The sequence below is a fragment of the Comamonas sp. CMM03 genome, assembly GCF_019218715.1.
Taxonomy (GTDB): Bacteria; Pseudomonadota; Gammaproteobacteria; order Burkholderiales; family Burkholderiaceae_C; genus Comamonas; species Comamonas terrigena.
On record NZ_JAHUXB010000002.1, the window covers coordinates 59,023 to 77,898 of the forward strand.

Consider the following 18,876-nt stretch of genomic DNA (forward strand, 5'->3'; position numbering starts at 1 on the left):
TGCTTGAACTAAGCACTGGGTCAAGTGTAGGACAAGCAATCGATAAACTCAATCGATTGACTCGATCATATTGATTGAGTATGACTATCAAAAACTACCGTATCGATAGCCATCGGCAGACCGCTGTGCAGACACCGAATGCAAACGCGATTCAGCATCAAACGCAGCCCATCCCCATTATTGGGGGCAAAGATGTCAAGTGCGTTGTCATACAGGACAATCGCCCCACAACAGCGACAGGAAGGAGCCCCCCACATGCAAGGCGACACACAAGTCATTGCCTGCCTCCAGGCACAACTCAAAAACGAACTCACCGCCATCAACCAGTACTTCGTACACTACCGCATGTTCAAGCACTGGGGTTTCGACAAGCTGGCCAAGGTGGAATACAAGGAATCCATCAGCGAGATGAAACACGCCGACGTGCTGATGGACCGCATCTTCATGCTGGACGGTCTGCCCAACCTGCAGGACCTGGGCAAGCTGCAGATCGGTGAAGACGTGCCTGAATCCCTGACCTGCGACCTGCGCCTGGAACAGGCCGCCCAGCAGACCATCAAGGAAGGCATTGCCGCCTGCGAAAGCGTGCAGGACTATGTCTCGCGCGATCTGCTGCAAGAGATCCTGGAAGACACCGAGGAGCACATCGACTTCCTCGAAACCCAGCTGGACCTGATCGAAAAGGTGGGCGTCCAGAACTATCTGCAGTCGCAGATGAGCGAAGCGGACTGAAGCTCCTGCTTTCCATGCAAAACGGGCCCTGTAGGGCCCGTTTTTTCATGCGCCGCCGAATGGCTCAGCCATGCGCCTTCTGGTTGTGCAGCGCGTTTTCCCGGATGGTGGACAAGGTGGCGCGGGTGGTGATGACTTCCGGGCTGAGCGGAATCTCGATCAGCGTGCCCGTGGGTGCCGCCAGCGCGCGTTGCAGTGCGGCTTCGAAGTCGGCCGTACGTTCCACCCGCTCGGCCGCATAGCCGTAGGCCTGGGCCAGCGCACAGAAGTCCGGATTGCCCAGCGTGGAGCCGCTGACATGGCCGGGGTACTCACGCTCCTGGTGCATGCGGATGGTGCCGTAGATGCCATTGTTCAGCAGCACGATGATGCTTTTGCCGCCATGCTGCAGTGCCGTCGCCAGCTCCTGGCCATTCATCAGGAAGTCGCCGTCTCCCGCGATGGTGAACGCCGTGCGCCCGGTGATCAGATTGGCCGCAATCCCGGCCGGCACGCCATAGCCCATGGCGCCGCTGGTGGGCGCCAGCTGGGTCTTGTGGCCCTTGCTCCAGCCATGAAAGCGGAAATAGCGGTGCACCCAGCTGGCAAAGTTGCCCGCGCCATTGGTGATGGCTGTGTCCTGCGGCAGCAGGCGCTGCAGCGTGGCAATGATGGCCGGCATGTCGATGGCGCCGTCCTTGGCCACATCCAGCCCCGCCAGCGGCTGGGGCTGCAGATTGGCTTCGTAGTCGGCATGGGCTGCCGCCGTCCAGGCGGCCCAGGGCACACTGGCCGGAGCGTCCAGTGCCGCCAGCGCCCGGGCTGCCGCAGGCATGGTGGCGCACAGCGGCAGATCGGCGCGGAAGACACGGCCCAGTTCCTCGGCACTGGGGTGGATGTGCACCAGCTGCTGCACCGGGCGCGGCGACTGCAGCAGGGTGTAGCCGCTGGTCGTCATCTCGCCCAGGCGCGCACCGATGGTGATCAGCAGATCCGCCTGCTTGATGCGCTGGGCCAGCGCCGGGTTGATGGCAATGCCCACATCGCCGGCGTACAGCGGGTGGTGGTTGTCGAAAGTGTCCTGGAAACGGAAGGCATTGCCCACCGGCAACTGCCAGCGCTCCGCAAAGGCCTGCAGGTCTTGCGCGGCCAGCGGCGTCCAGCCCGGTCCGCCAGCGATCACAAACGGTTGTTTGGCCTTCAGCAGCAGCGCACGCAATTCCTCAGCGCCCTGTGCGCCGATGTCCTGGTGCACCGCGGGGGCGGCGGGCAGGGCCTCGCCGGAGACCACCTGGGTCAGCATGTCTTCGGGCAGCACCAGCACCACGGGACCAGGGCGACCTTGCAGGGCCGTGGTGAACGCACGGGCGATGTATTCGGGAATGCGGCGGGCATCGTCGATGCGTTCCACCCGCTTGGCCATGCCACGCGTGCCAGGGCCGAAGAAGGTGCCGAAATCCACTTCCTGGAAAGCTTCGCGGTCACGCATATCACTGCCCACGTCACCAATCAGCACCACCATGGGTGTGGAATCCTGGAACGCCGTGTGGATGCCGATGGAGGCGTTCGTCGCCCCCGGACCGCGCGTGACCATCAGCACCCCGGGCTTGCCAGTGAGCTTGCCGTAGGCATCCGCCATGAAGGAGGCTCCGCCCTCCTGGCGGCAGGTGATGAAACGGATGCGGTCGCGGTGGGCATGCAGGCCATCGAGCACATCCAGATAGCTTTCGCCGGGCACGCCAAAGGCCATGTCCACGCCCTGGGCGATCAGGCATTCGACGATCAGGTGGCCTGCGCTGCGTGGTGGGGTGGTGGAAGGCATGGCTTGTCTCTTTCTGTGTCAGGGGGAGAAAACGGGAGGGCAGCCGACGGGGAGTCGCACCCCGCATGGGGCTGCACCAGCGGCCCCGTGATTATGCGAAGGATGGGAGAGCAGACAGTTGGTGGAACCCGCAGCACACCCTGCTTGCCTGTCGCACAGCCGACAAGGTCCCTGCGCCGCCGTGGCCCGGCAAGCGCGGCCTTGCACCTGCCTTGTCCCCAATTTGCACCCCGCCATTCACACCGCCAGCACGTCGGTACACACTGCGCCGCCCCGGTTTCGTCGCAAGGCGCTGTGCCTCGCTGGCACCCGGCACGACAGTGCAGGCATGCGGCAACGTCGCCGTGTTTTTTGCAGGAGCCCTGCCATGTCGCAGTACACCCCATCCCTTTCGAATACGCCACTCTGGCATCTGCGCACTGCCTTGCTGTGCGCCACCATGGCCGGCGGCATTGCCACCGGCAGCCTGGCACAGGAGCGCAGCGAAGCACCGGTGGTGGCCGTCGCCGCCAGCCAGGCCATGCCCGCCGCGCCTGCGGTGCAGCCGGGTCGCACCCGTGCCGAGGTGATTGCAGAGCTGGAATGCGCCCGGGCCTCGGGCGAGCTGGAAGCCATGGTCTTGCGCTCCTACGGCCAGCCCACGCCACCGCTGCGCCCCGAAGCCTGTGCACCCGGCGCCATGGCCGGCTCTGCCCCCGGCCCGCATACGGCGCACCCGACACCACGGTCTGGTTACTGAGCGTTCAAGGCCGTCTATCGCGGACCCCGCGCTGCGGTTCAGACCAGCTCGGGCGCCAGGAAGTCGCGGCTGATCTGCCCGCCCAGCAGGTTGACCCGGTCCAGGAACTGGGTCAGATAGGCATGCAAGCCGGTGTCCAGAATTTCCGTAATGCGCCCATATTGCAGCTGGGCCAGCAACAGGCCGGCACTGCGCAGGCTCTCGCTCATCTCCTGGTGCCCCACCTGGCGCAGGTTGTCCATCAGCTCGTGCATGCTGGCGTGCAGCGAACGCGGCATGTCGCGGCGCAGAATCAGCAGCTCGGCCACGCGCTCGGGCGTGATCACATCGCGGTAGACCTTGCGGTACACCTCGAAGGCCGAGACGCTGCGCAGCACCGCGCTCCAGTGGTAGAAGTCGAACTGCTGCTGCCCCACCTGGCGCAGATCGGTACCGTGGTAGTCGCTCTCAATGGCGTGGAACTTCACATCCAGCAGGCGCGCCGTGTTGTCTGCCCGTTCCAGGAATGTGCCCAGCCGCACAAAGTGGAAGGACTCATCCTGCAGCATGGTGCCCAGCGACACGCCCCGCGACAGGTGGGAGCGGTATTTGACCCACTCAAAGAACTGCATCGGGTCGCGCTCGAACCAGCCATCCTGCAGCTGGCGGTTCAGCTCCAGCCAGGTCTGGTTCTGGGTTTCCCACACTTCCGACGTCAAGGCGCCGCGCACCGCCCGTGCGTTCTCGCGTGCGGCCCGCAGGCAGGAGTAGATCGATGAGGGGTTGTTCTCATCGCGCACCATGAAATGCAGCACGCCATCGCGCGTGACCTGGGTATGGCGCCGGTCGTAGGCGGGAATCAGTTCACTGATGGACAGCACCCCCATCCAGTCCTTGCGTGCCATCTCGGCAGGCTGGGGCAGCATGGAGGTGTCGTAGCTGACGTTCAGCATGCGGGCGGTGTTTTCTGCCCGCTCGGTGTAGCGGGACATCCAGAACAGGTGGTCTGCGGTACGGCTCAGCATGGGAAACCTTTCAAGATCGTCATGGCAGGAATGCAAGCGATGTTCATCACCAGTTCCCTCCCATGCTCTGCACCATGCCGCCCAGCTCCTGCACCAGCTCCGGTGAAGGCTGGCCCTGGGCCTGTTCGTTCAGCACCCAGGTGTCCTTGGTCCCGCCGCCCTGCGAAGAATTGACCACCAGCGATCCGTCCTTCAGCGCCACGCGCGTCAGGCCGCCGGCCGCCATGCGCACGGTCTCGCCGCTCAGCACAAAGGGGCGCAAATCGATGTGGCGCGGCGCAATGCCAGCATCCACCATCGTCGGGCAGCTCGACAGACTGAGCGTGGGCTGGGCGATATAGCCTGCCGGATTGGCCAGCAGCGCACGGCGGAAGTCCTCGATCTCGGTCCGGGTGGCAGCAGGGCCGATCAGCATGCCGTAGCCGCCGGCACCATGCACCTCCTTGACCACCAGCTCATGCAGATGCGCCAGCACGTATTTCAGATCGTCCTGCTTGCGGCACAGCCAGGTGGGCACGTTGGAAAGAATCGGTTCCTCGCCCAGGTAGAAGCGGATCATCTCCGGCACATAGGGGTAGACCGATTTGTCGTCGGCGATCCCGGTGCCCACCGCATTGCAGATGGTCACATTGCCGGCGCGGTAGGCGTCCATCAACCCGGCGCAGCCCAGGGTGGAATTGGGACGGAACACCAGCGGATCCAGGAAGTCGTCATCCACGCGGCGGTAGATCACATCCACGCGCTGCAGGCCGCGCGTGGTGCGCATATAGACCACCTTGTCCTTGACGACCAGGTCCGGTCCCTCGACCAGCTCCACCCCCATTTGCTGCGCCAGGAAGGCGTGCTCGAAGTAGGCGCTGTTGTACATGCCCGGCGTCAGCACCACCACCGTGGCCGAATCGGATGCGGCCCGTGCCGGAGCACTGGCGCGCAGCGTATCGAGCAGCATGTCGGGGTAATGCGCCACCGGCTGCACGGCGTGCCGGGTGAACAGGTCGGGGAACAACCGCATCATCATCTTGCGGTTTTCCAGCATGTAGGACACGCCGGAGGGCACGCGCAGGTTGTCCTCCAGCACAAAGTACTCGCCTTCGCCCCGGGCATTGGGGGCGCGCACGATGTCGATGCCGGCGATGTGCGCATAGATGTCGCGCGGCACATCCACGCCCTCCATCTCGGGCCGGTACTGGGCATTGTTGGCGATCAGGTCCCTGGGCACGATACCGGCCCGCAGAATGTCCTGGTCGTGGTAAATGTCGGCAATGAAGCGGTTCAGTGCCGTGACCCGTTGCACCAGGCCCGCCTGCATGCGCGTCCACTCCGCGCCGGGAATGATGCGGGGGATCAGGTCGAACGGAATCAGGCGTTCCGTGCCCGCACCATTGGCGTCTTTCTCCCCGTAGACCGCAAAGGTGATCCCCACGCGGCGGAAGATCATCTCTGCCTCTGCCGCGCGCGCTGCCATGGTCTGCGCCGGTTGCTGTGCCAGCCACTGCGCATAGGCTTTGTAGTGGTCTCGCACGTCACTGCCGTCAAACGGCAGCATGGTGTACATCTCGTCGTACTTCTGCATCGTGGGCCTCCTGGGGATTGCATAGCAAGTTGCGGGCCATAGCGATGCACTATGGGTATGACAGCCAGTTTAAGGGCTGCCACGCTCCGCCCCCTCCGGGCAAGCACTCACCGATCTGGTGCATGGCTCCAGTAACGTGGGCGCAGACTGCGCTCACAGGCCACTGTCTGCGCCTGCACACCATTCCAGTGCGCCGCGCCGCATTGGGGCGTGCTCTGCACCACCAGGTCCTGGGCGGCGTAGCGCCGCAAAACAGGCGCTGCAGGGTGACCGAAACGGTTGCGATAACCCGCCTGCACCACCACCGTGTGCGGCGCCACCGCCGCCAGAAACGCCGCGCTCGACGAGGTGCGGCTGCCATGGTGGGGTGCCAGCAGCACATCGGCCTGCAGGTTCTGGCCGGAGCGCAGCAATGCGGCTTCCTGCGCCGCCTCGATATCGCCCGTCAGCAGCACCGCTGCACCGTTGGCCGCCTGCACGCGCAGCACGCAGCTGGCGGCATTGCCGTCACCCTGCACGCCGGCCGCGGGGTGCAGCACCTGCCACAGCACCCCGTCCCATTCCCACTGCTGACCGGCCACGCAGGGCTGCCAGGACCGGGACAGGCGCTGGGCCACCACCGCCGCGCCCGCCCCCACCAACTGCGCCTGGGGCTGCTGGGCCAGCACCGCCTCGGCCCCGCCCACATGGTCGGCATCGCCATGGCTGAGCACCAGCATGTCCAGCCGCTCCCCCAGGGCCTGCAACAAGGGCTGCACCACCCGGGCCCCGGCATCTCCCCCCGGCCAGGCCGGCCCGGCATCAAACAGCAGACTGTGGTGGGCCGTGCGCAGCAACACCGCAGCCCCCTGGCCCACGTCCAGCGCCAGCATGTCCACCTCGCCAGGGGCGGGCCGGGGCGCCTGCCACCACAGCGCGGGCCACAGCAGCGGCAAGGCCAGCACCTTCCACTGCCAGGGCAGCGGCAGCACCAGGCCCACACCGGCGGCGATGGCCGCTGCGGCCGCCCACCACGGCGCCTGCGCCCGGGCGAGACTGGCCCAGGGCCATGCGGACAGCGCCTCCAGCACCACCGCCATGGCCTGCACACACCAGGCCGCGGCCTCCCACAAGGGGTGCCAGAGCACCCCCAGCAGCGACAGGGGGGTGACCACCAGGGTCACCCAGGGAATGGCCAGCAGATTGGCCAGGCCACCGACCAGCGAAACCTGCCCGAAGAACAGCAGCGACAGCGGGCTGAGCGCCAGCACCACCACCATCTGTTCGCGCAGCAACTGGTACAGCCGCTGCGCCCAACCTTGCAGCTGCCACCCCGCAGTGCCCGACGCCAGCAGCACCCCCACGGCCACAAAGCTGAGCCAAAAGCCCGCCTGGCACAGCGCCCAGGGATCCCACAGCGCAATCACCGCCAGCACCGCACTCCAGACCGCCCACCAAGGCCAGCGCCGGCCGGTGCTGTGCAGCAGGGCCACCACCACCAGCATGCCCACCGTGCGCTGCGCAGGCAGTCCGCCACCGCTGAACAGTGCATAGGCAGCAGCCAGCCCCACGCCACCCCACAGTGCCGCCAGCGGCGCGGGCCAGCGCAGGCACAGCCACGGGCTGCAGCGCCACAAGGCCCCCAGCAGGCGCATCGCCAGCCAGGCGAACATGGTGATGTGCAGGCCCGAAATGCTGACCAGGTGGGCCACGCCGGTGCGGCGAAACACCTCCCAGTCGGCGGTGTCGATGGAGCGCTGGTCGCCCGTGACCAGCGCCGCCACCACGCCAAAGGCACGGCGGCGATCGTTCGCGGCATCCGGCTCGGCATCTGCCGCGCCCGGGACTGCCCCCTGGGCCACGATGGCATCGCGCACCTGCTGGCGCAGCGCTTCCACCGGGCGGCGGCCTTCGGCAGGATCCAGCCGCCGGGGGGTGGTGTTTTTGGGGCCGTCGCGTACATAGCCGGTGGCGCCAATGCCCTGGGCCCACAGCCACAGCTCCCAGTCCCAGCCATGGGGATTGCGCGCACCATGCGGGGCTTTGAGGCGCAGCGTCCAGCGCCAGCGTTCGCCGGCCGAGACCGCAGGCCACAGCGCAGCCCCCGCTCCGCGTGGCGCATACCATGTGACTTCCAGCCGCTGCGGCAGCTCCACGGCCTGTCCATTGGCCCGCTGTGCCTGCTCCACCACCAGTTGCATCCGCAGACCTTGGGAGCTGCGTGCCGGCAGGGCGTCCACCACGGCGATCACGTCCACATCCACGCCCTCCAAGGCAGGCGCAATGCGCTGGGCTTGCCGCCCCAGGGCCTGCCATCCCGTCAGCGCAAAGGACGCCGCCGCAGCGCAAACCACCATCAGAACCAGCAGCCCCTGCTGCGTTCGCCGCGCGCCGGCGTGCGGCCGCGCCCACATGGCCGCGCCCCCCAGCAGCACGGCCGCCACGCCCAGCACCGCGTACCTCCACCCCGGCCACAGGGCAGGCTGCAGCAGCTGCAGCGCCACCCCTGCCGTGGCGGCCAGGGCCCAGATCGTGGGAGAAAGCCGCACTGCAGTGCACGCGGAAGCGAAAGACGGCTCCACTCTTGGCATACTGGCTGGCATGCGCGCGGTTGTCACCGACGGCCACGCACGCGCCGGAACCGCAGCACGCCCCTCCCGCCCCGATCTACCCACCATGCAAGGAACTCCCATGAGTGTCTACGACAAACTCCAAGCCCTGAACATCACCCTGCCCCCGCTGGCCGTCCCGGCCGCCGCCTATGTGCCCTTCGTGCAGACGGGCAACCTGGTGTTTCTGAGCGGCCATATTGCCCGCAAGGACGGCAAGGTGTGGACCGGCCAGCTGGGCGGCGCCATCAGCACCGACGAAGGCAAGCTGGCCGCACGCGCCGTGGCCGTGGACCTGCTGGGTACGCTGCAGGTGGCCTGCGGCGGCGATCTGAACCGCGTCACCCGCATCGTCAAGGTGATGAGCCTGGTGAATTCCACCGCCAGCTTCACCGAGCAGCACCTGGTGACCAACGGCTGCTCCGAGCTGTTGGCCGAAGTGTTTGGCGACAAGGGCTCGCACGCACGCAGCGCCTTTGGCGTGGCACAGGTCCCCATGGGCGCCTGCGTGGAAATCGATCTCGTCGCCGAGATCGCCTGACCCGTTCCGTGAGGCACGCGGCGCAGTGGCCTGGGTGCAGGCCGCCCTGGCCCCTTGCCGCAAGCCGGAAACAAAAAAGCAGCCTCTGGGGCTGCTTTTTTGTTGGGCGCGAACCACCGGACCGTGAAGAGGCCTGTAGCTGCTTTGCCTTTTTGCCGGTGCCTGGTGCGGCGGTCGGTCGCCCCACCTACGCCCGGTTGTGGATCCAGGAGGTCAGCCCTCCAGCTCCAGCATCGCTTGCGGCCGGCTGCCGATGCTGCGGGGCGCCGGCACCGGGCGCTGCAAGCCCAGAACCTGCTGCGCGCCGGGGACCTTGAAACGGCCCACCACGCTTTTCATGTTCTGCGATTGCTCGCTCAGGCTGTGCGAGGCAGCCGCACTTTCCTCCACCAGGGCCGCGTTCTGCTGTGTCATCTGGTCGAGCGAGCTCACGGCCTCGCTGACCTGGGCAATGCCATCGCGCTGCTCGGCGGCCACGGCGTTGATCTCGGCCATGGTCAGTGTCACGCGCTCGATGGACTGGACGATTTCCTGCATGGTGCCGCCCGCTTCATGCACCAGGCGTGCACCATCGGCCACCCGCTCGACCGAGGCCTGTATCAGCTGCTTGATTTCCTTGGCGGCATCCGCGCTGCGGCCGGCCAGAGACCGTACCTCGCTGGCCACCACCGCAAAGCCGCGTCCCTGCTCACCCGCACGGGCGGCTTCCACCGCCGCATTCAGCGCCAGGATGTTGGTCTGGAAGGCAATGCCATCAATCACGCCGATGATGTCGGCAATCTTCTGGCTGCTGGCATGGATGTCGTTCATGGTGCTGACCACCTGCCCCACCACAGCCCCGCCCCGCTGGGCCACGCCCGAGGCCTGTTCGGCCAGCTGGGTAGCCTGCTGGGCGTTGCCCGCCGTCTGCTGCAGCGTACTGGTGAGCTGGGCCATGGCGGAGGCCGCCTGCTGCAGGCGGCCCGAGGTTTCCTCCGTGCGCTGCGACAGGTCCTGGTTGCCCATGGCGATTTCGGCACTGGCCTGGGCGATGTTGTCGGTGCCGTAGCGCACTTCCTGGATCATCCCCCCCAGCGCCTGGTTCATATTGCGCAGCGAGAGCAGCAACTGCCCGAACTCATCGCTACGGTCGACCCCCACTTGGGTGCTCAGATCCCCCGCGGCAATGCGCTCGGCGATCTCGTTGGCCTGCACCAGCGGCCGGCGGATGCTGTTGATCAGCCAATGCGCGCCCAGCACGATGGCCACCACCAGCGCCAGCATGCCCACGCCGGCCCACAGGCCCATGCGTACACGGGTGTCTGCCATCTCGGCGCGCATGCGGGTGATGTGGGCGGTTTGCAGGTCGACAAAGGCCTGCAGGCCTTCGAGGTATTTGTCCACCACCGGCTTGTAGGTGGCCTGCACGATCTTCACACTTTCATCCGCGCTCCCGGCTTCCTTGAGCTTCATCACCTGCTGGCGGACCGCAATCATGTCGCTGCGCAGCTGGGCAATACGGGCCATCTGGGCCTTGTCGGCCTCGCTCAGATTGGCTTCTTCCAGGCTTTTCTGTACCTTGGTAATCTGCGCGCTGGTGGCCGCAATGGTGGGCGAGAACTCTTCGCCCACGCTGGGATCGGTGCTGAGCACCACGGCCAGCGTGCGCACGGCGTTGGTCTTGGTCAATGCCGCCCAGTGCATGGCCTCCGCCACGCGCTGGGACAGGATGACTTCCTGGGCCTCCTGCTGCTTCTGGAAGCGGTAAGCGCCGGTGCCCACAAAGCCCGCCAATCCCACCATGCCCGCCACGATACACAGCACACTGATCCACAGCTTGCGTGTGACGCTGATATTTTTCATGCACTCTCCATGCCTCGGTTGCAATGCGTGGATGCGGCCCTACCACCGTTCGTCCGCCGAAATATCGGCGGTCGCCTGCACGATTGACAAGACTTACACCCAGACACAGTGGACGCCGAACCAGCCCGGCGACGAAATCTGGTTTTCCCTGATGACCTCCATTTCGCATCACTGATGATTACTATGAATTGACATTTCTCAATAGCCATTCACAACCATTCGTTAACCGGAAACATCCCCAGGCACAGCGTCCCATGCTGCGCAGATAGGCACCGAGCCGTCGGCCATCAGTGATCGCTGTGCAAGCGCACGTCGGATGGTTGCGCCTCGCAGGAGCGTGGCACACCCGCGCCCCGCCGTGCATGCCGCACAACCGCCGCGGTGCGACCGCAGGTACCCGCCTGTGGAATCAACAGGGCGGCACTGCGCAGGATCGCTGCGCCGCCGCAAAAAAATGGGGGAGCCGATAGCTCCCCCCAACGCTCGCCATGCTCCATGGACGGTTGCGCCCTCTTCCCTCAATCAACTTCCGCGTGCACCAGGGCCTGGGTGTACGCTGTGTGCAGCGCCGCGGCTGCTAGGCCAGCTCCAGTGCACGCGTGGATTCTGTCTGTGGCCCTGCCGGTACCAGTGCGGGCGCCCGTGCAGGGGAGCGCAGTGCATGCTCTGCACCGTGGCCGCTAGCCAGGACCGGCGCGGATGCACCGACATGTACCGTGGCGGCCACAGCAGCGGCCCCCGTGCGCTGCGGCACGCTGTCCGGCACCTGAAAGCGCTGCACCAGCTCGCGCAGGTGTTCCGACTGCTCACGCAAACTGAAGGCCGCCGCCGCGCTTTCTTCCACCAGCGCGGCGTTCTGCTGCGTCATCTGGTCCAGCGCGCCCACGGCTTCGCTGACCTGGGCCACGCCGTCACGCTGCTCGGCGGCACTGGCGTTGATCTGTCCCATCACCTGGGTCACGCGCTGCACGGACTGCACGATTTCCTGCATGGTCCCTCCCGCCTCGTTCACCAGGCGCGCACCATCGGCCACCCGCTCGACCGAGGCCTGGATCAGTTGCTTGATTTCCTTGGCGGCATCCGCGCTGCGGCCGGCCAGGGAACGCACTTCGCTGGCCACCACCGCAAAGCCGCGCCCCTGCTCACCCGCGCGGGCGGCTTCCACCGCCGCATTCAGCGCCAGGATATTGGTCTGGAAGGCAATGCCATCGATCACGCCGATGATGTCGGCAATCTTCTGGCTGCTGGCGTGGATGTCGTTCATGGTGCTGACCACCTGGCCCACCACGGCCCCGCCCCGCTGGGCCACGCCCGACGCCTGGTCCGCCAGGCCTGCGGCCTGCTGGGCACTGGCCGCCGTCTGCTGCAAGGTACTGGTCAGCTGCAGCATGGCACTGGCGGCCTGCTGCAAATGGCTGGAAGTGATTTCGGTGCGCTGCGACAGATCCTGGTTGCCATTGGCGATTTCGGCGCTGGCCAGGGCAATGGCATCGCCGCTGGTGCTCACATCCTGGATCATGGCGCCCAGCGACCGGCTCATGGCCTGCAGTGACAGCAGCAACTGACCAAACTCATCGTGGCGCTGCACTGCCCACTGGCTGCGCAGGTCGCCGGCCGCAATCTGCCCGGCCACCCCGTTGGCCTGCGCCAGCGCGCGGCGGATGCCGTTGATCAGCAGGTAGGCACCAATCGACACGCCCAACAGCAACACCACCATGTTCAGCGCAGAACTGCGCACCACCCCTTGCCGTGCAGCGCCCATTTCGGCACGCATGGCCTCCAACCCCTGGGACTGGTGCTGCACAAAGCGCAGCAGGCCGGCCAGATAGGCATCCACCGACTGGCGGTAGCCGGTGCGCGCCAGGGCGCGGCTTTCCTCCTCCTGGCCGGCGGCCTTCTTCTGCAGCATCTGATCCCGCTGGATCTGCATGGCCTGGCGCAAGGCCACCACGTTCTGCATCTGGCCGCGGTCGTCCGCATCGCGGGCCGATGCCTCCAACGCCTGTTGCAAGGTGGAGATCTGCTGGCTGGTCGCTGCCATCTGCGCGGAGAACTGCTCGGCATCCTGTGCATCGCGGCTGAACACCTGGGCCAGGGTCCGCACCGCATTCACCTGGGTCAATGCATGCCACTGCGTGGCCTGCTCCAGGCGCAGAGAGAGCAGGCGGTCCTGCTCGCCATGCTTTTTCTGGTGCTGGGCCGAGTTGTAGCCCGCCATGCCCACGATGATCACCGCCCCCACCACGATGCTGCCCACCCCCAGCCACAACTTGTGGGTCACCCCGATGTGCTTCATAGCCCCTCCTCCCTCTTTTTATGATGCAGCGCACTAAAAAGCACGACCGTGCGGATACGAAGTGGACAACAAAGCGCCACAGGTTCGCATCGGTGTAAGCCCCAGGGAAGGTGGCATGTGGCGCGCACCACACGCCTGCTGCTGCATGGATCCCCTGCCATTCACAGGGCTTTATCGCATTTCTTGCAGCATTTGCTGCGATGGCATGGTGCCTCCGGTTGCATGGCGCTTTTCATTACGCTGCATCGCCGCATTTTTCTGTATTGTGAAATTTTAATTTCGCATTATGAAAAACACTTGATTTTTGTACTTTTACAGGCCAGAAAATCGTTCTACATTACGAAAAATTAACGCAATTATTTGATTTAAAAGAAGAATAATTTTTTTATAACGCCAAAAAAGAAATTGCTGCGACGCAAACAATAAGACCCATGCCAACCCTCTGAGGTTGCGGCGGATTCACCCTCCAGCGCAGCCCCTCAGGACCACAGCAACTACCTGCTGTGCCGCACCGCCAGCCAGCCAATTAGCACCACCGTGCTAATTAGTAAGTTGAGCAAGGGATGGTGTTTGACACCCATGTCTTAACCCGGCGCTCCGGCCTTTGACAGCCTGCGCCACCGTTACAGAAGGAGCATCCCATGCCCAACCGCCACGTGACCCTCGCCGCCGACACCACTTCCACCCACGAAGGCAGCTACCTCGGCCGCATCCTTTGCCCGCACTGCATGTGCACCCACACCATCGAAGCCGAAGGCGGCTGCAGCACCGAAGCCTGCGACGACTGCGGCAGCCCCAGCGAAAGCGAATAAGCTTTCCGCCCCGCTCTCCACCGGAGCGGCAGCAGCAGCGTCTTTTTTCTGTGTGCGGCGCTGCCGCTGGCGCTCCGGATCCTGGAGCGATCTCCCCTTCCGCCCCGAATGCCCGCCGTGGCCTTCGGGGCGCTTGCTTTGGACAGCCTGCAATGGCTCGCATGGTCGACCTGTGCCCGCTACGCCGGTGAAACAGTCTTCACCGCCACGCACCTAATCCTCCGCCCCAGCGGACCTAGCATGCATGCGCACCCCGGACACCATCACCAGGAGACCACCATGACCACCGCTGCCCCCCAGCACCCGATCCCCCACCCCGAAGAAGCCGCTGTGCGCCTACCGCTGGAGCTGTACATGCGTGGACACGCCGAGGACTGCGCCGCACACATGCGCGCAGCCTTTCTGCCCAGCGCCCGCCTGGAAAGCGTGCGGGAAGGTCCGCTGACATCGTGGACGCTGGACGTCTACTGCCAGCGCTTCAACAACACTCCGGCGGCGGACGAGGCCCTGCGCCGCCGCCGCATCGACTGGCTGGACATTACCGGCACCTCGGCCATGGCCAAGGTCACGCTGGAGCATGGCGCCGTGACCTTCACCGACTACTTCGTGCTGCTCAAGACCGAGGCCGGCTGGAAGATTGCCAACAAGGCCTTCCACGCCCAGCCGCAGTAAGTCCCACAGCCAGGCCACACCGCCCACCACGCCCGCCATCCCCTGCCTGCGGTAGTGCCATTGCCCAGCCCTTACGCTGTGCCGACTGCAACGCACTGGCTGTGCGCACCATGGACGCAGCACAGCCTCCGCACGGCGAAAGGCATGGCAACGCATGTACTACGGCGAACGTTTCAATGCATGGACCCACCTGCTAGGCGCCTTGCTGGCGCTGGGCGGTGCTGTGTGGCTGATCGTGCGTGCCAGCCTGCACAGCGACGGCATGGGCATCACCAGCGTGGCCATCTACGGCACCAGCCTGGTGCTGCTGTACGCCATCTCCACCAGCTACCACAGCGTGCGCGGCCGCGCCAAGCGGGTGCTGCGCAAGCTGGACCACCTGAGCATCTACCTGCTGATTGCCGGCAGCTACACCCCGTTCTGCCTGATCAGCCTGCGCGGCGCCTGGGGCTGGTCGCTGTTTGGTGTGGTCTGGGGCATGGCCGTGGTGGGCATGCTGCAGGAGATCAAGCCGCGCAGTGAAGCCCGGGTGCTGTCGCTGGTGCTGTATGCCCTGATGGGCTGGGTGGTGCTGGTCGCCGTCGGCCCGCTGCTGGATGCGCTGGGCACGGCCGGATTTGTCTGCCTGCTGTCGGGCGGGCTGCTGTACACCGGCGGGATCGTGTTCTTCGCTCTGGACCAGCGGCTGCGCCACGCCCATGGCATCTGGCACCTGTTCGTGCTGGCAGGCAGCGGCCTGCACTATGCGGCGGTGTGGCTGTATGTGCTGCCGGTGCCCGCAGCGCGCTGATCCACGCTGACACACCGCTGGATCGAAGAAAAAGCGACCAGAGCGCTCTCTGCCGCACGCCGCCCAGCGCTAACCGCGGTTTCATGTCTGCAGCGACAGCGGCATGCGCCGCTGTCATCGTCCCCGCTTACGGTCTGGCGACATGCCAGCTGTTGTTCAGGAAGCCGTCGCCCGTCTTGTCACCGGGCTTGGTGTCCTTGGCCCAGAAGTACAGCGGTCGCCCCTTGTAGGCCCACTGTTTGCTGCCGTCATCGCGCGTCACCACACTCCAGTCGCCAGTGGGTGCCGCATTGGCCTTGGCCATCAGCGGCGGCCAGTTGGTGGCGCAGGGCCCGTTGCAGACACTTTTTCCGCTGCCGGCAGTGTCCCTGTCGAACACATACAGCGTCATCTGGTTCGGCCCCACCAGCATGCCATCGCGAATGGTGCTGGGCGAGTTGTCCTTGGCATGGGGAGCCATGGAACAGGCCGCCAGCAGCGCCGGTGCCAGAACAGTGAGGGAAATCATGCGGATCATGGTGTGGTCTCCTTGCTGTGAAATGGCGGCCTGCGGCCGGATGGACGGTAGACAACGCAATGCCCTGCCCAGCATGGGCAACGCGGTCTGCCACCGCAGCCGCACTGGCTGCGACAGCGCCCGGGGGCACATGGCCTGCTCCCGCCGTGTCCATCACTCCGGCAGGGCAAGACCATGCAGTCTCCCTCCATCCCAGCTACACGGTGTAACCGTTGGTGCGTTGTGCGCGCTTTCTGTGGTGCTTTGCCCCCTACCCCGGCGGGGAACGGTGCCGACATCGCCCCCGCTCCACGGCCGCTCCGGGTGTGAACAGTGCGCCGCCCGCCACCCGCATGCAGTGCAGCCGCAGGCCAGCCGCTTTTTTTGCACGGCACGCAGAACTTCTGGCCGGCCGCGCCATCCCAGGACTGCTCCGTGGCAGCCGCATGGATTCAAAAACCATCCCACCAGACTTGATGCGCTCTACCCGGACAATGCATGCAACATTTTTGATAGCAGAACCTACCCATGAGCACTCACAGCTTTCAACTGCCCTTCTTCACCATCGGCGATCTGGATGGACTGAGCGGCGATGACACCACGCGCACCGCCCACATCGACATTGCCGCCGACTGCCTGCCCGTAGCCGCCACCCTGCGTTCCGCCCGCCAATGGCTGGTGGAACAACACCCTGCCGTCGACATGGAGTGCGCCGCCGACCTGCCGCTGCGCGGCTTTTTCTCCTTCCAGGGCCCGCAAGGCCATGAAGGTCTGAACGTGGACAGCGCCCAGTTGGTCGCGATCGACGAGGGCTTTGTGGTGCGTGCCAGCCTGGACAATGGCGTGTGCGTGGAAACCGATGTACTGAGCCTGGACGGCCTGGCCTGACCCGCCTGCCGCAGCGGTGGCGCTTACCACACCCCACCGCACCACGGCCTCTGCCCGCTCCCTGCGGGCTTTTTTGTACCTGGGCCGCACGGCACGCGGTCATCCATCAGCCGCAGGGCAGCGCCGGCCCATGCCTGCGGCCCATTCTCTGCCGCATGCCACGCCCTCGCAGCTTGTAATTTTTTCTATCAAAGCAAGCACTCCCATGCTCACGCATGCATAGCAGCTTGTGCATACCTGGTGCGCTTGAACAACGTTTCTGCATTTCAATTCCGGTACATTCGACGCAGCAACTGTTACTGACGGAGAAAACCTTGCGCGCACGCACTGCCTGGCTGCTGGCCCTGACCTCTTCTGCCCTTGCCCTGAGCGGGTGCAGCGCCCCTGCCCCCACGCCCACCACGCAGGCCCCCACCAACACCACGCGCAATACCGCAGTGGGTGCGGCCGTGGGCGCCGTGGCCGGTGCGGGCGTGGCCCATGCCACGGGCGGCAAGGCCGCTGTGGGCGCGGTGGCGGGTGCGGCCGTGGGCGGCACCGTGGCCTATCTGTGGTCCAAGAACATGGAGCGCCAGCGCCTGGAACTGGAGCGCGCCACCAAGGGCACTGGCGTGAAGGTCAGCCGCACCGACGACAACCGGCTCAAGATGGTCTTTCCCGCCGACATCACCTTCAACAGCCACAGCGCCGAACTGCAGCCCCAGGCCCGCACCCTGCTCGGCCGCTTTGCCGACAGCCTCAAGCGCCATCCCACCACGCATGTGCTGATCGTGGGCCACGCCGACAGCAGCGGCGGCCCGCACATCAACGACCCGCTGTCCAAGGACCGCGCCAATGCGGCACGCAACTACATCTTCCAGCAGAAGGTGATGGGTCCGCGCATCCAGACCGAAGGCCGCGGTGCCCGTGAACCCGTGGCCAGCAACGACACACCGGCCGGCCGGGCCAAAAACCGCCGGGTGGAGGTGTTTGTGATGGAACAGCGCCGATAAACAGCTGCCGGGGCAGCCCCTGCCCCAGGAGGACGCCCACCGGCCTCCGTGCCGCAGCAGCCTCATCCGCACGCGGACCGGTCTGCTGCAGTGTCAGCGTGCAGCGGCTTCCAGCTCCGCCCGGCCCAGCACAAAGGCCGGGTTCTCGGTCAGCGTCTCCAGCGCCATGTCGATGAACGCCCGCACGCGGGCAGGCTGGGCGCTGCGGCTGCCCCAGTACAGATACAGGCTGTGCTCCTCCACCAGGTACGGCAGCAGCACCGGCACCAGGCGGCCGGACCGGATGAACGGCGCCGCCGTGACCCCCGTCAGCTGGCCCAGCACCTGGCCGTCCAGCACGGCCTGCAGCTCCAGTTCTTCGTCATTGGTGCTGAAGGCCGGCGTGAGCGCCTGGTAGACCACCGCGTCCCCTTGCCGCAGCTGCCAGGGCATGGGGCGGCCGGTATCGGTGCGCAAGAACACGCTGCAGGGGTGCCGCGCCAGCTCGGCCGGCGTGCGCGGCGCGCCCTGCCGCTCCAGATAGGCCGGCGCCGCGCAGACGATCAGCTGCAGCGCAAACAGCCGCCGCGCCACCACGCCTTCGGCCGTGGCCGGGCCGCCGCGAAAGCCCACATCCACCCGATCCTCCACCCAGTTGCCTACATGGTCGTCCAGTTGCACCTCCAGCTGCACCGCGGGGTGGCGGGCACTGAATGCGGACAGCAGCGGCGCCACCACCGGGCGAAAGGTGGAACGCGGCCCCACCACCCGCAGCGGTCCGGCGATCTCGTCCTTGGCATGCTGCACACTGGCCAGCGCCTGCTCCAGGCTGCGTACTGCCGGCTGCACCGTGGCCAGCAGCTGCCGCCCCTCGGCCGTCAGCGCCATGCTGCGCGTGGTGCGGTGGAACAGGCGCACGCCCAGGTGCTTCTCCAGCTGGGCCAGCGCCTGGCTGGCCGCCTGGGCGCTGACGCCCTGCTGCTGCGCCGCCCGGCGCAGGCTGCCCAGCTCGGCCGTGTGAAGAAAGGTGTGCAGCGCGCGCAGTTCATTGATGGGCATGGGCCATGGTAGGGGCAAACACCTGAAAAATCCGTCTACTGACAAATTTCACTTGTAAATCCTTCAAGGCAT

16 protein-coding genes are annotated in these 18,876 nt (G+C 65.9%); 8 read left to right on the forward strand and 8 right to left on the reverse strand.

The window, feature by feature from the left end; translation table 11 throughout:
* Positions 1 to 255 precede the first annotated feature (255 nt).
* Positions 256 to 732, forward strand: a complete 477-nt coding sequence (gene bfr, locus KW830_RS07005) for a bacterioferritin (protein WP_066539137.1) — start codon at positions 256 to 258, stop codon at positions 730 to 732.
* 64 nt (positions 733 to 796) lie between these two features.
* On the opposite strand, the gene KW830_RS07010 is transcribed toward bfr, so the two are convergent.
* Entirely contained in the window at positions 797 to 2,533 is a 1,737-nt protein-coding gene (locus KW830_RS07010; protein ID WP_066539139.1) for a thiamine pyrophosphate-binding protein, read from the reverse strand.
* A gap of 367 nt (positions 2,534 to 2,900) precedes the next feature.
* Here KW830_RS07010 and KW830_RS07015 point away from each other — a divergent pair, with 367 nt between their 5' ends.
* Positions 2,901 to 3,272, forward strand: a complete 372-nt coding sequence (locus KW830_RS07015) for a DUF4148 domain-containing protein (RefSeq protein WP_174976631.1) — start codon at positions 2,901 to 2,903, stop codon at positions 3,270 to 3,272.
* Positions 3,273 to 3,310: 38 nt separating this feature from the next.
* Here the strand turns inward: KW830_RS07015 and KW830_RS07020 are convergent, their stop codons facing one another.
* From KW830_RS07020 to KW830_RS07030, 3 genes are all read right to left on the reverse strand, one after another.
* Positions 3,311 to 4,276, reverse strand: coding sequence for an alpha-E domain-containing protein (locus KW830_RS07020; protein WP_066539143.1), 966 nt, complete (start codon positions 4,274 to 4,276; stop codon positions 3,311 to 3,313).
* Positions 4,277 to 4,322: 46 nt separating this feature from the next.
* Positions 4,323 to 5,849 carry a circularly permuted type 2 ATP-grasp protein gene (locus tag KW830_RS07025; protein ID WP_066539145.1) on the reverse strand — a complete coding sequence of 509 codons (1,527 nt, stop codon included), beginning with the start codon at positions 5,847 to 5,849 and terminating at the stop codon, positions 4,323 to 4,325.
* A 107-nt stretch (positions 5,850 to 5,956) separates the two neighbouring features.
* Positions 5,957 to 8,377: a DNA internalization-related competence protein ComEC/Rec2 gene (locus tag KW830_RS07030; RefSeq protein ID WP_370626103.1), complete on the reverse strand. Its 2,421-nt coding sequence runs from the start codon at positions 8,375 to 8,377 to the stop codon at positions 5,957 to 5,959.
* 142 nt (positions 8,378 to 8,519) lie between these two features.
* Between KW830_RS07030 and KW830_RS07035 the strand changes: the two genes are divergently transcribed.
* Positions 8,520 to 8,978: a RidA family protein gene (locus KW830_RS07035; protein WP_066539147.1), complete on the forward strand. Its 459-nt coding sequence runs from the start codon at positions 8,520 to 8,522 to the stop codon at positions 8,976 to 8,978.
* 213 nt (positions 8,979 to 9,191) lie between these two features.
* Here KW830_RS07035 and KW830_RS21465 read toward each other — a convergent pair whose 3' ends face one another.
* Together KW830_RS21465 and KW830_RS07045 are read right to left on the reverse strand one after the other, a co-directional pair.
* Positions 9,192 to 10,820: a methyl-accepting chemotaxis protein gene (locus KW830_RS21465; protein ID WP_066539148.1), complete on the reverse strand. Its 1,629-nt coding sequence runs from the start codon at positions 10,818 to 10,820 to the stop codon at positions 9,192 to 9,194.
* Between the two features lie 577 nt (positions 10,821 to 11,397).
* Complete coding sequence (locus KW830_RS07045; protein ID WP_218332678.1) at positions 11,398 to 13,116, reverse strand: methyl-accepting chemotaxis protein; 1,719 nt, start codon at positions 13,114 to 13,116, stop codon at positions 11,398 to 11,400.
* Between the two features lie 641 nt (positions 13,117 to 13,757).
* On the opposite strand from KW830_RS07045, the gene KW830_RS07050 reads away from it, so the two are divergent.
* The 3 genes from KW830_RS07050 (at position 13,758) to KW830_RS07060 (ending at position 15,390) form a co-directional block, all read left to right on the forward strand.
* Complete coding sequence (locus tag KW830_RS07050) at positions 13,758 to 13,928, forward strand: hypothetical protein (protein WP_172591865.1); 171 nt, start codon at positions 13,758 to 13,760, stop codon at positions 13,926 to 13,928.
* Between the two features lie 279 nt (positions 13,929 to 14,207).
* Positions 14,208 to 14,600, forward strand: coding sequence for a nuclear transport factor 2 family protein (locus KW830_RS07055; RefSeq protein WP_218332679.1), 393 nt, complete (start codon positions 14,208 to 14,210; stop codon positions 14,598 to 14,600).
* Between the two features lie 154 nt (positions 14,601 to 14,754).
* Positions 14,755 to 15,390 (forward strand): hemolysin III family protein, encoded by a 636-nt coding sequence (locus KW830_RS07060; RefSeq protein WP_218332680.1) that lies wholly within the window; start codon positions 14,755 to 14,757, stop codon positions 15,388 to 15,390.
* Positions 15,391 to 15,517: 127 nt separating this feature from the next.
* Here the strand turns inward: KW830_RS07060 and KW830_RS07065 are convergent, their stop codons facing one another.
* Positions 15,518 to 15,907, reverse strand: a complete 390-nt coding sequence (locus KW830_RS07065) for a hypothetical protein (RefSeq protein WP_066539152.1) — start codon at positions 15,905 to 15,907, stop codon at positions 15,518 to 15,520.
* 507 nt (positions 15,908 to 16,414) lie between these two features.
* On the opposite strand from KW830_RS07065, the gene KW830_RS07070 reads away from it, so the two are divergent.
* Together KW830_RS07070 and KW830_RS07075 are read left to right on the forward strand one after the other, a co-directional pair.
* Positions 16,415 to 16,774 carry a hypothetical protein gene (locus tag KW830_RS07070; RefSeq protein ID WP_218332681.1) on the forward strand — a complete coding sequence of 120 codons (360 nt, stop codon included), beginning with the start codon at positions 16,415 to 16,417 and terminating at the stop codon, positions 16,772 to 16,774.
* A gap of 314 nt (positions 16,775 to 17,088) precedes the next feature.
* Complete coding sequence (locus KW830_RS07075; protein WP_255578197.1) at positions 17,089 to 17,766, forward strand: OmpA family protein; 678 nt, start codon at positions 17,089 to 17,091, stop codon at positions 17,764 to 17,766.
* Positions 17,767 to 17,859: 93 nt separating this feature from the next.
* On the opposite strand, the gene KW830_RS07080 is transcribed toward KW830_RS07075, so the two are convergent.
* Entirely contained in the window at positions 17,860 to 18,804 is a 945-nt protein-coding gene (locus tag KW830_RS07080; RefSeq protein WP_218332683.1) for a LysR family transcriptional regulator, read from the reverse strand.
* Between the last annotated feature and the right edge of the window lie 72 nt (positions 18,805 to 18,876).